Origin of the sequence: Janthinobacterium sp. SUN033, assembly GCF_030397595.1 — a bacterium.
Classification (GTDB): domain Bacteria; phylum Pseudomonadota; class Gammaproteobacteria; order Burkholderiales; family Burkholderiaceae_D; genus Janthinobacterium; species Janthinobacterium kumbetense.
In genome coordinates this window covers 74,531-86,824 of the sequence record NZ_JAPQNV010000002.1, presented here as the reverse complement: position 1 = coordinate 86,824, position 12,294 = coordinate 74,531, and the positions used below count along the sequence as shown (strand labels likewise).

At 61.2% G+C, this 12,294-nt stretch carries 14 protein-coding genes; 9 read left to right on the top strand and 5 right to left on the bottom strand.

Annotation, left to right across the window (positions count from 1 at the left end; translation table 11 throughout):
- The first annotated feature begins 79 nt into the window (after positions 1 to 79).
- Positions 80 to 838 carry an rRNA pseudouridine synthase gene (locus OX460_RS08980; protein WP_289898471.1) on the top strand — a complete coding sequence of 253 codons (759 nt, stop codon included), beginning with the start codon at positions 80 to 82 and terminating at the stop codon, positions 836 to 838.
- On the opposite strand, the gene OX460_RS08975 is transcribed toward OX460_RS08980, so the two are convergent.
- The 5 genes from OX460_RS08975 to OX460_RS08955 form a co-directional block, all read right to left on the bottom strand.
- Complete coding sequence (locus OX460_RS08975) at positions 835 to 1,263, bottom strand: group III truncated hemoglobin (RefSeq protein ID WP_099667144.1); 429 nt, start codon at positions 1,261 to 1,263, stop codon at positions 835 to 837. The two genes, OX460_RS08980 and OX460_RS08975, sit on opposite strands and share 4 nt — an antisense overlap.
- A 63-nt stretch (positions 1,264 to 1,326) precedes the next feature.
- Complete coding sequence (locus OX460_RS08970; RefSeq protein WP_289898470.1) at positions 1,327 to 1,863, bottom strand: RDD family protein; 537 nt, start codon at positions 1,861 to 1,863, stop codon at positions 1,327 to 1,329.
- On the bottom strand, positions 1,853 to 2,629 hold the full coding sequence (locus OX460_RS08965; RefSeq protein ID WP_289898469.1) for a DUF3106 domain-containing protein: 777 nt from the start codon (positions 2,627 to 2,629) through the stop codon (positions 1,853 to 1,855). The genes OX460_RS08970 and OX460_RS08965 overlap by 11 nt, the downstream gene beginning before the upstream one ends.
- Positions 2,629 to 3,033, bottom strand: a complete 405-nt coding sequence (locus OX460_RS08960) for a DUF3619 family protein (RefSeq protein ID WP_099667147.1) — start codon at positions 3,031 to 3,033, stop codon at positions 2,629 to 2,631. Before OX460_RS08960 ends, OX460_RS08965 begins: the two co-directional genes overlap by 1 nt.
- Positions 3,030 to 3,599 carry an RNA polymerase sigma factor gene (locus tag OX460_RS08955; RefSeq protein ID WP_034779551.1) on the bottom strand — a complete coding sequence of 190 codons (570 nt, stop codon included), beginning with the start codon at positions 3,597 to 3,599 and terminating at the stop codon, positions 3,030 to 3,032. The genes OX460_RS08960 and OX460_RS08955 overlap by 4 nt, the downstream gene beginning before the upstream one ends.
- A 496-nt stretch (positions 3,600 to 4,095) precedes the next feature.
- On the opposite strand from OX460_RS08955, the gene OX460_RS08950 reads away from it, so the two are divergent.
- The 8 genes from OX460_RS08950 (at position 4,096) to pssA (ending at position 12,247) form a co-directional block, all read left to right on the top strand.
- On the top strand, positions 4,096 to 5,826 hold the full coding sequence (locus OX460_RS08950; RefSeq protein ID WP_099667148.1) for an acetolactate synthase 3 catalytic subunit: 1,731 nt from the start codon (positions 4,096 to 4,098) through the stop codon (positions 5,824 to 5,826).
- A 2-nt stretch (positions 5,827 to 5,828) separates the two neighbouring features.
- Entirely contained in the window at positions 5,829 to 6,320 is a 492-nt protein-coding gene (gene ilvN / locus OX460_RS08945; RefSeq protein WP_010399754.1) for an acetolactate synthase small subunit, read from the top strand.
- 74 nt (positions 6,321 to 6,394) lie between these two features.
- The gene (gene ilvC / locus OX460_RS08940; protein ID WP_034750044.1) at positions 6,395 to 7,411 is read left to right on the top strand and encodes a ketol-acid reductoisomerase; all 1,017 of its coding nucleotides are present in this window, start codon (positions 6,395 to 6,397) and stop codon (positions 7,409 to 7,411) included.
- A gap of 156 nt (positions 7,412 to 7,567) precedes the next feature.
- Positions 7,568 to 7,978 (top strand): hypothetical protein, encoded by a 411-nt coding sequence (locus OX460_RS08935; protein WP_289898468.1) that lies wholly within the window; start codon positions 7,568 to 7,570, stop codon positions 7,976 to 7,978.
- Positions 7,979 to 8,168: 190 nt separating this feature from the next.
- The gene (locus tag OX460_RS08930) at positions 8,169 to 9,407 is read left to right on the top strand and encodes an MFS transporter (protein WP_289898467.1); all 1,239 of its coding nucleotides are present in this window, start codon (positions 8,169 to 8,171) and stop codon (positions 9,405 to 9,407) included.
- Positions 9,408 to 9,613: 206 nt separating this feature from the next.
- Positions 9,614 to 10,369, top strand: coding sequence for an SIMPL domain-containing protein (locus OX460_RS08925; RefSeq protein ID WP_251351414.1), 756 nt, complete (start codon positions 9,614 to 9,616; stop codon positions 10,367 to 10,369).
- A 101-nt stretch (positions 10,370 to 10,470) separates the two neighbouring features.
- Entirely contained in the window at positions 10,471 to 11,238 is a 768-nt protein-coding gene (locus tag OX460_RS08920) for an SIMPL domain-containing protein (RefSeq protein ID WP_289898466.1), read from the top strand.
- A gap of 157 nt (positions 11,239 to 11,395) precedes the next feature.
- Positions 11,396 to 12,247, top strand: a complete 852-nt coding sequence (gene pssA / locus OX460_RS08915) for a CDP-diacylglycerol--serine O-phosphatidyltransferase (protein ID WP_077407095.1) — start codon at positions 11,396 to 11,398, stop codon at positions 12,245 to 12,247.
- The last annotated feature ends 47 nt before the right edge of the window (positions 12,248 to 12,294 follow it).

The following is a 12,294-nucleotide window of genomic DNA, read 5'->3' as shown; positions in this document are numbered from 1 at the left end:
TCCGCAAGGGCAAACGAGGGGAGGAGCGGGTCGGTTACAATACCGGCTTTCTCCTCCTCTTGCTTTTTGCGCCTCCTCCATGACCACACCTATTGAAATGCCCACCGTCCGCCTGGCCAAGCGCCTGTCTGAAGACGTGCCCTGTTCGCGCCGCGAGGCCGAGCTGTATATCGAGGGCGGCTGGGTGACGGTCGACGGCGTGCTGGTGGAAGAGTCGGGCGCGCGCGTGGCGGACAACCAGGAAGTGGTGCTGTTGCCGAACGCCACCCTGGAAGAAATGCCGCCCGTAACGATTCTGCTGCACAAGCCGGCCGGCATCAATGGCGGCGTGGGCGCGGAAGGCAAGCCAGCCCTGAGCTGTTTGCGTCCCGAAGAGATCTTCACGCCGGAAAACGTGGCGCCCAGTTCCGTCACGCGTTTCCTCAAGCGCCACCTGATCGGCCTGACCATCACCAATCCGCTCGACACCATGGCGTCCGGCTTGCTGGTATTCACGCAGGATTTCCGCGTCGCCCGCAAGCTGGTCGACGAAGCGAAAACGGTGGAGCAGGAATTCATCGTGGAAGTGGCCGGCAGCATCATGGAAAACGGCCTGGCGCTGCTCAATCACGGCTTGCCCTTCAATGGCAAGCCTTTGCCGCCGATCAAGGTCAGCTGGCAAAATGAAACGCGTTTGCGTTTCGCCCTGAAAAACGTGCAGCCGGGCCAGATCGCCCACATGTGCAAGATGGTGGGACTGGACGTCGTCGCCATGAAGCGCTTGCGCATCGGCCGCATTCCGATGGGCGCCATGCCCGTGGGGCAATGGCGATATCTACAGGGTTACGAACGCTTCTAAAGCTGCGGCGCCACGATGGAGTGGCTTTCTGCAAAGCTTTTCCATAGCCGTTCGGCAATATTCAAGGCGATGGTGTCGGCCTTCTCTTGCAAGGCCGCATTGCCCATGCTCTCCGTCGTGGCGAAGAACAGGGTCAGCCAGCGGCGGAACATGCAGGGCGTGAGGTGTTCCATTTGCGCGTGCTGGGCCAGCGGCTTGCCGTGGTAGCGCATGGTGCCGCGCAGCAAGCCTGACCAGAAATCGACCAGTGTGGCCAGGTGGGCATCCCAATCCTTGACCTCGGCGGCAAAGATGGGGCCCAGCATGGCGTCGTCGCGCGCGGCCGCATAAAAGGTGTGGACGAGATGCTTGACTTCGTCTTCGCTGCAGACTTCCTCGCGGTAGGGAGCGAAGCGTGTGTGGGGGAGGGGGGCGGTAGTATTCATGGCATGCCATGATCGCAGAGCCCCCGTGGCGCTTCAATGACCCAGGTCAAGCCGCGTAAAAACTCAGGCGGCGACTTTCTTCGGCTTCTTCGCCGGGGCCGGCAATTGCACGATGTGCGTGCCCGCCAGCTTGTCGTGCAGGAATTGACCATTGCCCGTGAACAGGGCCGTGCTGGACCACGCCAGGATGCCGACACCGATGGCGCCCAGGGCCGTCCAGTGCTGCAAGTCCAGCAGATACGACACCAGCAGGGCTGGCAGCAGCCACATCCATGACAGCACGTAGCGGTACGCGGCCACGCGCAGCGGCACGTGGGTGTGGCCCGGCAGCACGACTTTCAGGCGCCACGTCTTCATGGCCAGGGTTTGCCCTTCGCGGCTCCACTGGTGGATGAAATACGCACCCATGACGAGGAAGGCCAGGCACTGGCGCATGTGTTCCGTCAACGGCGTATGCGCGCCCTGCACGGCCAGCTCGAACAGCAGGAAGGGCAAAAACAGCACGGCCAGGGCCAGCAGCGACTCGTACACCATGGAAATCAGGCGGCGCTTGATCGTGGGATGGGAAGTGATGCTGGCGGCAGGCGTGCTATTTGGCATTGGTTGGCAGTGGGGCAGGCGTAATAGATGGCGTAACAGATGGCGTGACGGGCACGGTGGCGGGGGCCGCGGCGGGATCGCTCGGCACGGCCGTCGCTGCGGGCGCGGGCGGCAGCACGGGCGCGGCGGCCGCAGGCGCTGCCGGCGTGGCGGGCAACAGGATCGGGGCCGGCTTGCTCGTATTCGAATTGATCGCGGGCACTTTTTCCAGCGGCTTTTTCGGCACGAGTTCCGTCGCCAGCTTTTTCTTTTGATCTTCCGGCAATTGCTGGTACTGCTCCCATTGCGCGGTTTTTTGACCAGGATCAATCTTCTTCGTGCGCGTATAGTTTTCGCGCACGAGACGGCGCTGTTCCGGCGTCAGCTTGATCCATTCGCGCATGCGTTCATGCACGCGCGTTTGCTCGTCCGGCGTCATGGAGGCGAAACGGCTGGCAATATCGAGCCATTTCTGCTTGCGCAAGGCTTCCAGCTTGTTCCATTCGCTTGCCAGCGGCTGCAGGGCTTCCTGCTGCGCGCGCGACAACTTGTTCCACGAGGGATTCTCGCCCGTCTTGGGCGGCGTGCCGCCCTTGCCGGCCGTGCGGGGCGAACCGGGCTTGGCTGTCGAGGCCGGCGCGGGCGCCACCACGGGCGCGGCTGCCGCGGGAGGGGCGGCGGGCGCGGCATGTTGCTGCGCGCCTACCCAGGCGGCGCCGGCCAGGGCGCATGCACCCAGGCCGATGCCGCCGGCCAGCCAGCCTTTGCGTACGCTCGAGCGTGTCATTATTGCTCGCGTTTCGTCAGGTAGGCGTTGAAGCCATGGTCCATGTAGGCGGAAAGCGGCAATTCGTCCGACAGCACGGCGGCGTCGATTTCTGCCAGTTCGGCAATATGTTGTTCTTGCTCAAACTGATAGATGCCCACCATGCCGCCGACCAGCAGCAGCAGGGGGATGATGACGCTCATGCGGCCCAGCCACGACAGCGGCTCGACAAACAGGCTGCTGGCCACGCCGGCGAACACATTCTGGCGCACGGCGACGGCGGCGGGCGCGTCCGCCTTCTTGCGCGACAGGGCCAGCTTGCGTGCCGCTGCCAGGCGATCGGTGGCCGATGCGGGCAGGTCGTCGAGTTTTTCGTTCAGTGCATGGCGCACTTTGTAAGCGAAATTGAGATCGTCGGTGTTCATAATTTAATTCCCTTGGCTTTCAGCGATTCGGCGAGCGTGTGGGTAGCTCTAGAGCAATGTGTTTTCACGCTACCTTCGGAGCAACCCATCGCTTCCGCTGTTTCAGCCACATCCATGTCCTGCCAATAACGCATGAGGAAGGCTTCGCGTTGACGTGACGGCAGTTTTTGTACCTCCGCATCAATCAAATCAAGGATTTGCGCGCGCTCGACCTGGTCGGCCGAGGATTCGGCGGCGCTGGAGCCCTGTTCCGATTCATAAGTGTCAAGTATATCAAAATCCTCATGCTCGTCGCCCGAGGGCTTCATGCCGGAAAACAGGCTGACCCAGGTGTTGCGGACTTTTTCGCGGCGGAAATAGTCGAGGATGGTGTTTTGCAGGATGCGCTGGAACAGCATCGGCAGTTCGGCGGCCGGCTTGTCGCCGTATTTCTCGGCCAGCTTGATCATGGCGTCCTGCACGATGTCGAGTGCCGATTCTTCCTTGCGGACCGCGTAGGCGGCTTGCTTGAAGGCGCGCCGCTCGACATTTTCTAGAAAGTCGGATAATTCTTTGTCTGTTGCCATGCGGTATGGGGGATCTTAGCGGCTGCGGGTGCGGTGGGCGAAATGGGGGCGGGTATGCTTTTTGCAACCCCGTGCATGCTAGCAAAAAATGTGCGTTTCCGCAGAGTTTTTGCACTCCGTGCGCGCAAAATGGCCTTTCGGCTGACATTTTCCTTGACCATAATGGTGCGACGCGATACCGTATAGGACGCTTTGAACACCCCAAAGCCCTATGGTCAGGTCGCGACCGGCACACAAGGCCATCCGCGGCAAGACGCGCTTTCATTTGTAGGCAGTTTGTTCTAACCCGCGCCACAAGCGCGAGCGGTTCGTACAGGCGCCACAGAAACTCCGGCCAAACGAGTTGCGTTAAGCGTTGTTTTGTAAGGTATCTATGGGTGCCCAAAGAAATTGCGTGACCGCATGAAAAGGGAAGCAGGAGCACTGTCGCGCACAGCGAACTTCGTCAGGAAAGAACATCCGATCAATCTCCAATGGACCTTGAAAGGAATGTTTCATGAATACCGAAGCAGCAGCAGGACCAATTACGGGCGCAGAAATTGTCGTGCGCTGTCTGGCTGAAGAGGGCGTCGAGCACGTCTTTGGATACCCGGGCGGAGCCGTACTCTACATCTACGACGCCATCTTCCAGCAAAACAAATTCCAGCATATCCTGGTACGCCACGAGCAGGCCGCGATCCACGCCGCCGATGCCTATTCGCGCAGCTCGAACAAGGTCGGTGTCGCCATCGTCACGTCCGGTCCTGGCGTCACGAATGCCGTCACGGGCTTGTCCACCGCGTACATGGACTCGATTCCCATGGTGGTGATCTCCGGCCAGGTGCCGAGCCACGCCATCGGGCAGGATGCGTTCCAGGAATGCGACACGGTCGGCATCACGCGCCCCGTCGTCAAGCACAACTTCCTCGTCAAGGACGTCAAGGACCTGGCAGCGACGATCAAGAAAGCCTTCTTCATCGCCCGTACCGGCCGTCCGGGACCCGTGCTGGTCGATATCCCCAAGGATATCAGCATGCACAAATGCCATTTCGACTATCCGAAGGAAGTCGAGATGCGTTCCTACCGTCCCGTCGACAAGGGCCACTCGGGCCAGATCCGCAAGGCCGTGCAGCTGTTGCTGCAAGCCGAACGCCCGATGATCTACACGGGCGGCGGCGTGATCCTGGCGAATGCCTCGGCCGAGCTGAACAAGCTGGTCGACCGCCTGGGTTTCCCTTGCACCAACACCTTGATGGGCCTGGGCGGCTACCGCGCCTCGAGCGAGCAGTATGTCGGCATGCCCGGCATGCACGGCACCTACGAAGCGAACATGGCGATGCAGAATTGCGACGTCCTGATCGCCATCGGCGCCCGTTTCGACGACCGCGTGATCGGCAACCCGAAACATTTCGCCTCGCATCCGCGCAAGATCATCCACGTGGACATCGATCCCTCGTCGATTTCCAAGCGCGTCAAGGTCGATATTCCCATCGTCGGTAACGTCAAGGACGTGCTGATCGAGTTCCTCGCGCAGCTCGACGCGGCCGAAGCCAAGCCGAACGTCAATGCCTTGAGCAACTGGTGGAAGCAGATCGCCGAATGGCGCGGCCGCGAATGCCTGAAATACCCGACCTCGGACCTCGTCATCAAGCCGCAATCGGTGGTGGAAAAGGTGTTCCAGATCACCAAGGGCGACGCCTTCATCACGTCCGACGTGGGCCAGCACCAGATGTGGGCTGCGCAATACTATGGTTTCGACAAGCCGCGCCGCTGGATCAATTCCGGCGGCCTGGGCACCATGGGTGTCGGCTTGCCGTACGCCATGGGCGTGCAGATGGCCAACCCGGACGCCACCGTTGCCTGCATCACGGGCGAAGGTTCGATCCAGATGTGCATCCAGGAATTGGCAACGTGCAAGCAGTATCACTTGACGCCGAAGATCATCATGCTCAACAACCGTTTCCTCGGCATGGTGCGCCAGTGGCAGGAAATCGATTACGGTTCGCGCTATTCCGAGTCGTACATGGATTCGCTGCCCGACTTCGAGAAGCTGGCCGAAGCGTATGGTCACGTGGGCATGAAAATTGAAAAACCGGGCGACGTCGATGGCGCCCTGAAAGAGGCGTTTGGCATGAAAGACAGGCTGGTATTCATGAACTTCATTACCGACCAGTCCGAAAACGTGTGGCCCATGGTGAAAGCCGGCAAAGGCCTGTCCGAAATGATGCTCGGCTCGGAGGACCTCTAATCATGCGCCATATTATTTCTGTCTTGCTGGAAAACGAAGCGGGCGCCCTGTCGCGCGTGGTGGGCCTGTTCTCGGCACGCGGTTACAACATCGAAACGTTGACCGTGGCGCCGACGGAAGACTCGACCCTGTCGCGCATGACCATCGTCACCAGCGGCTCGGACGACATCATCGAGCAGATCACCAAGCACTTGAACCGCCTCATCGAAGTGGTGAAGGTGGTGGACCTGACCGAAGGCCAGCATATCGAACGCGAGTTGATGCTGATCAAGGTTCGTGCCGTGGGCAAGGAGCGCGAGGAAATGAAGCGCACCGCCGATATCTTCCGTGGCCGCATCATCGATGTCACCGAAAAGACGTACACGATCGAATTGACCGGCAACAAGGTCAAGCTCGACGCGTTCATCGATTCGATCGACCGCGCCGCCATCCTGGAAACCGTCCGCACGGGTGGTTCCGGCATCGGCCGCGGCGAACGCATCCTCAAAGTATAAAAATACAAGCAGCTCTACGCGGCCCTGGCGCCGCATTTAAAACAACAACGCATCATCAAATTATAGGAAATACCATGAAAGTTTTTTACGACAAAGACGCTGACCTCTCCTTGATCAAAGGCAAAAACGTTGCCATCATCGGCTACGGTTCGCAAGGCCATGCACACGCACAAAACCTGAACGATTCGGGCGTCAACGTCACCGTCGGCCTGCGCAAGGGCGGCGCGTCGTGGACCAAGGTCGAGCAAGCCGGCTTGAAAGTGGCGGAAGTCAACGACGCCGTGAAAGCGGCCGACGTCATCATGATCTTGCTGCCAGATGAAAACATCGCCCAGGTCTACAACGAAAACATCGCCCCGTTCGCCAAGCAAGGCGCCGTGCTGGCCTTCGCCCATGGCTTCAACGTGCATTACGGCCAAGTCGTGCCACGCGCCGACCTGGACGTGATCATGGTCGCGCCGAAAGCGCCGGGCCACACCGTGCGCGCCACCTACACCCAGGGCGGCGGCGTGCCCCACCTGATCGCCGTGTACCAGGATAAATCGGGCATCGCCCGCGATATCGCCTTGTCGTACGCGTCGGCCAACGGCGGCGGCCGTGCCGGCATCATCGAAACGAACTTCCGTGAAGAAACCGAAACGGATCTGTTCGGTGAGCAAGCCGTGCTGTGCGGCGGCGCCGTGGAACTGATCAAGGCCGGCTTCGAAACCCTGACGGAAGCCGGTTACGCGCCTGAAATGGCGTATTTCGAGTGCTTGCACGAACTGAAGCTGATCGTCGACCTGATCTATGAAGGCGGCATCGCCAACATGAACTATTCGATCTCGAACAACGCCGAATACGGCGAATACGTGACCGGTCCTAAAGTCGTGACGTCGGCCACCAAGGATGCGATGCGTCAATGCCTGAAAGACATTCAAACGGGCGAATACGCGAAGAGCTTCATCCTGGAAAACAAGGCAGGCGCACCGACCCTGATCTCGCGCCGTCGTTTGACGTCCGAGCACCAGATCGAAGAAGTGGGCGCGAAACTGCGCGCCATGATGCCTTGGATCGCGAAAAACAAGATGGTCGACCAGTCGAAAAACTAAGCATTTTTTGCTGATTCACCATAAAAAAGCCGGCGCAAGCCGGCTTTTTTATGTGCGCCGGCGCCTGGCAGGCAACATCCGTTACAATCAGGCCCATTCAACAATACCGTCAGCCTCATGCTTGTTTTTTCTAAAGTTTTTGTCGGGAATCTTCATGTGGTCAAGCGCCCCGTCGCGGTTGCCGTCAGCTGCTGGTTTCTGGTCATCGGCTCGCTGTTTGCACTGGTGTCGGCTTTCCTCGGCCGCCACGACCCCGCCATGCTGGCCGCAATGGGGGACGGCGCGATTCCCGCCGAAGTGCAATACGCGATTTTGCTCTTCAGCCAGGGCATCACCCTGGTGGCGGCGCTGGCCATGCTGCAACGGCTGCGTGGCGCGCGCACGGTGTATCTGGTGTGGGGCGTGATCGACATTGCGCTCTGCCTGGCGACCTTGCCGGTCAAGATGAACGTCCTGCCTGGCGCGCTCATGTTCGCCGTCATCTGCGCCTTCCTGTACAGTCCGAAATCGAATGCCTGGTTTTCGCCACGCACGGCGGCCAATGATGCCTGCATGACGCCAGCCTGAGCATGGCTGCCTGAACACGGCTATTTCCCTGCGCACGCCGTCGCGGCGTTTGCGCTACAATTCCGCCCTTCCTTTGCAGTTTCATATCGCTGCATCTGTTTCGGTATCTGCCGACCGCAACGCGCATTACCGCTATTTGATAGCACGCCAGGCTCGTTGAAGCGCTGCCTGCGCAACCCGAGGTACCCACATGACTGACCGTATGACCGCCGCCGTGCCTGTTTCAGGCACTGCCGGCACTGCCATTTCCCGACGCTTTCCGCTGGCCGCCTTGCTGGCGCTGGCGATGACCAGCTTTATCGCCATCCTGGCCGAAACCTTGCCCGCCGGCCTGTTGCCGCAGATTTCGCAGGGCCTCGGCATTTCCGAAGTCATGACGGGCCAGCTCGTCACGGTGTTTGCGATCGGCTCCATCCTGACCGCCATCCCCCTGACCGCCATGACCAGCGGCTGGCGCCGCCGCAAGGTGCTGCTGCTGGCCGTCGGCGGCTTCCTAGTCTTCAATACCATGACGGCGCTGGCGCCCAATTACATGGTGGCGCTGGCCTCGCGCTTCCTGGCCGGCATGGCGGCCGGGCTGGCCTGGGGCTTGATGGCCGGCTATGCGCGCCGCATGGTCAGCGTGGAACAGCAGGGCAGGGCGATGGCCATCGCCATGATCGGCACGCCGCTGGCCCTGTCGCTGGGCGTGCCGCTGGGCACCCTGATGGGCGGCGTGCTGGGCTGGCGCAGCATCTTCGGCATCATGTCCGGCCTGGCCGTGGTGCTGGTCGCCTGGATACTGGTGGCCGTGCCCGATTATCCGGGGCAAAGGAATGGCGAACGCCTGTCGATCCGCCAGGTGTTCATGACGCCGGGCGTGCGGCCGATCCTGGCGGTGATCGTCGCCTGGATGCTGGCGCATAACATTCTGTATACCTATATCGCGCCGTTCCTGGCGCCGTCCGGCTTGCGTCCCCGCATCGACCTGGTGCTGCTCGTGTATGGCGTAGGCTCGCTGGCCGGCATCTGGCTGGTCAGCCAGCTGATCGACCGCTGGCTGCGCCCGCTCGTGCTGGGTTGCCTCGCCGCGTTGGCCTGCGTGGTGGTGGCGCTGGGCCTGGCGATGGACTCGCCGGCCGTGATCTATGTCAGCATGGCCATCTGGGGCGTCACCTTTGGCGGCGCCGGCACCTTGCTGCAGACGGCGTCAGCGGACGCGGCCGGCGACGGCATGGATGTGGCGCAGGCGATGGTGGCGACCATCTGGAACGTGGCCATCGCGGGCGGCGGCCTGGCGGGCGGCGTGCTGCTGGACGGCTATGGCGCGGCCTCGTTCCCGTGGGCCATGCTGGCCTTGCTGCTGGTGGCCTTGACCATCGCCTGGCGCGCGCGGCGTTACAGTTTCAAGCCGGGCCGGCGCAGCGGCGGCCCGGTGGCGGGCCACTAATAACATTGTTATTTTGAATGACGGTGTATTGAAATGTGAGCAGATGTGACTGGCAAGCACATTTTGTGACGATTTGTTAATTTGCGCCACAGGAATGAATGAGGCGTTAGAATCTACACAGTTTGACAAGTTTCTCAAGCGAAAGAGGTGGCAACAGCCACCCCTTTCGCGGGCTGTCAGCCATATTAACTACCTAGGAGTACCCCATGACCGTGATGAAATCCGTCCTTGTTGCCGCCGCAGCCACCGTTGCCTTGAGCGCACAAGCCCAATCCCTGCCGACCAACGGCACCCTGGTGGTCGTACCCGCGTTTGGCGAAGTCAAGCATGTCAATGACCAGGTGGTCGCTACCCTGGCCGTCGAAGAACAGGACAAGGACAAGGCAGCCGCCGCGTCGCGAGTCAACCAGAAGATGAACAAGGGTATCGCCATCGTCAAGCAGGCCGATCCTTCTGCCGCGCTGAAATCGTATGGCTATTACACCTATCCCGTGTATCCGGAAGAGCGCCCATTGCCAGCCGGCGCCGTGGCCAAGCCACGTTTGCCGACGGCCTGGCGCGTGGGCCAGTACCTGGAAGTGACGACGGCCAATCTGGCAACCCTGCCAAAAACCGTGTCGGCGGCGCAAGGCGTGCTGACCCTGAATGGCTTGAATTTCGGCCTGAAGCCGGAAACCATCCGCCTGCTGGACGACCAGCGCATCGCCGCCACGTATAAAAACCTGAACGAGCGCGTGGCCGCCATCGCCAAGGCCATGGGCCGCAACGTTGCCGACGCCGTGCTCGATACGGTGGACTTCGAAGGTTCGGGCAACTATGTCACCGAAAACCGTGCTGCCGCCGCGCCGATGATGATGCGCAGCGCCAAGATGGCCGAAGACAGCACCGTCGCCGAACCGAGCTTCGAGCCGGGCGAAACGACGCTCGACATGCGTGTCGTCGGCAAGGTCAAGTTCAAGTAAGTGCATTAGCGTGGAAACAATTCCGCGTTAGACTGTTTTAAAAATCATGGGGCTGTTGGCCCCATGGTCGTTTTTGCCCCATTATTTTTCAGGAGAACACCATGACCGTCATGAAAACCATGCTGGCCGCCGCTGTCGTTACCGCCGCCGCTACCGTTGCCCTGTCCGCCCAAGCGCAAAGCCTGCCCACCTCCGGCACCCTCGTGGTGGTGCCCGCCAACGGCGAAGTCGTGCATGCGAACGACCAGGTGACCGTCACCCTGGCCATCGAAGAGCAGGACAAGGACAAGGCCGCCGCCGCCTCGCGCGTGAACCAGAAGATGAACCAGGGCGCCGCCATCGTCAAGAAAGCCGATCCGCAAGCCGTGCTGAAGACCCAGGGCTACTACACGTATGCCGTGTACCCGGAAACGGCGCCGCTGCCGCCGGGCGTCGCCGCCAAGCCGCGCGTGCCGACGGGCTGGAGAGTGGGCCAATACCTGCAGGTCACGACGACCAACCTGGCCGCCTTGCCGAAAACCGTTTCCGCAGCGCAAGGCGTGCTGACCCTGAACCGCCTGAACTTCGGCCTGGCGCCCGCCACCATCCGCAAGCTCGACGACCAGCGCATCGTCGCCGCCTACAGGAACCTGAACGAACGCGTGGTCGCCATCGCCGGCGCCATGGGCCGCAACGTCAATGACGCCGTGATCGACACCATCGATTTCGAAGGCTCGGGCAATTACGCGCAGCGCGTCAGCGTGGCCGGCGCGCGCAACATGAGTGCCGACGCCATGGGCTATGGCGGCAACCAGGTGGCCGAACCGAGCTTCGAGCCAGGCGAAACGACCCTCAACATGGGCCTGGTGGCGAAGGTCAAGTTCAAATAAGGCTAGCTTCGGGATCAATATTGTCAGCTTGACGCCGCCACGCTTTTCTTTGGCGGTAGCTCCTCTATAATGGCAATATCGGCGGGTGCATGGCGAGACAGTCATGCGCCCGCCATCTGGCACCGATTCCCCCGCAGTACACAAGATATGGAACAACATGGCAAACTTCCCCCGTCGTAGAGGCAAGAACGGCACTCCCGCAGCATCCAAAGCGTCCCGCTTCAGCAAATTCGTGCGCCAGCCGGTGACCGATGGCACTGGCAAGAAAACCTTGCGCCGCCGCGGCATCTATCTGTTGCCGAACGCCTTCACGACGGCAGCCCTGTTTTGCGGTTTCTACGCCATCGTCATGGCCATGAACCAGAAATTCGAACACGCGGCCTGGGCCATCTTCATCGCCATGATCCTCGACGGCCTCGACGGCCGCATCGCGCGCCTGACGAATACGCAGAGCGAATTCGGCGCCCAGTACGACAGCCTGTCCGACATGGTGTCGTTCGGCGCCGCCCCGGCGCTGGTGATCTACGAATGGTCGCTGCGCGGCATGGGCAAGCTGGGCTGGCTGGCCGCCTTCGTGTATTGCGCCGGCGCGGCCTTGCGCCTGGCCCGTTTCAACACGAATATCGCCGTGGTCGACAAGCGCTTCTTCCAGGGCTTGCCCAGCCCGGCGGCGGCCGCCATGGTGGCCGGCTTCATCCTGTTGATGAACGACCTGGAATTTGCCGGCAACCAGCTGGCCTGGGTGTCGTGGGCGATCGCCCTGTTTTCCGGCCTGACCATGGTCACCAACGTGCCGTTCTACAGCTTCAAGGATGTGAATTTCCGCAAGTCCGTGCCGTTCATCGTGGTATTCCTGCTGGCATTGTTCTTTGCGCTCATCTCCATCGACCCGCCGAAAGTGCTGTTCCCGATTTTCGTCGCCTATGGCCTGTCCGGCTACGCCGTGTTCTTCTGGCGCATGGCGAAGGGCAAGCCCGTCAGCATTATCCAGACCGACCCCGAGCATTGATGCGCTGAGTCGGTAGCGTCGCCAGTCTTCAGCCAGCCAGGAGCAGC

Excerpts from the sequence above, each read along its gene's own strand:
- OX460_RS08950 (WP_099667148.1), top strand. The coding sequence starts at position 4,096 with ATGAATACCGAAGCAGCAGCAGGACCAATTACGGGCGCAGAAATTGTC.
- OX460_RS08925 (WP_251351414.1), top strand. The coding sequence starts at position 9,614 with ATGACCGTGATGAAATCCGTCCTTGTTGCCGCCGCAGCCACCGTTGCC.
- OX460_RS08975 (WP_099667144.1), bottom strand. The coding sequence starts at position 1,263 with ATGAATACTACCGCCCCCCTCCCCCACACACGCTTCGCTCCCTACCGC.
- OX460_RS08955 (WP_034779551.1), bottom strand. The coding sequence starts at position 3,599 with ATGGCAACAGACAAAGAATTATCCGACTTTCTAGAAAATGTCGAGCGG.
- OX460_RS08930 (WP_289898467.1), top strand. The coding sequence starts at position 8,169 with ATGACTGACCGTATGACCGCCGCCGTGCCTGTTTCAGGCACTGCCGGC.
- OX460_RS08965 (WP_289898469.1), bottom strand. The coding sequence starts at position 2,629 with ATGACACGCTCGAGCGTACGCAAAGGCTGGCTGGCCGGCGGCATCGGC.
- pssA (WP_077407095.1), top strand. The coding sequence starts at position 11,396 with ATGGCAAACTTCCCCCGTCGTAGAGGCAAGAACGGCACTCCCGCAGCA.
- OX460_RS08960 (WP_099667147.1), bottom strand. The coding sequence starts at position 3,033 with ATGAACACCGACGATCTCAATTTCGCTTACAAAGTGCGCCATGCACTG.
- ilvC (WP_034750044.1), top strand. The coding sequence starts at position 6,395 with ATGAAAGTTTTTTACGACAAAGACGCTGACCTCTCCTTGATCAAAGGC.
- OX460_RS08920 (WP_289898466.1), top strand. The coding sequence starts at position 10,471 with ATGACCGTCATGAAAACCATGCTGGCCGCCGCTGTCGTTACCGCCGCC.
- OX460_RS08980 (WP_289898471.1), top strand. The coding sequence starts at position 80 with ATGACCACACCTATTGAAATGCCCACCGTCCGCCTGGCCAAGCGCCTG.
- ilvN (WP_010399754.1), top strand. The coding sequence starts at position 5,829 with ATGCGCCATATTATTTCTGTCTTGCTGGAAAACGAAGCGGGCGCCCTG.
- OX460_RS08970 (WP_289898470.1), bottom strand. The coding sequence starts at position 1,863 with ATGCCAAATAGCACGCCTGCCGCCAGCATCACTTCCCATCCCACGATC.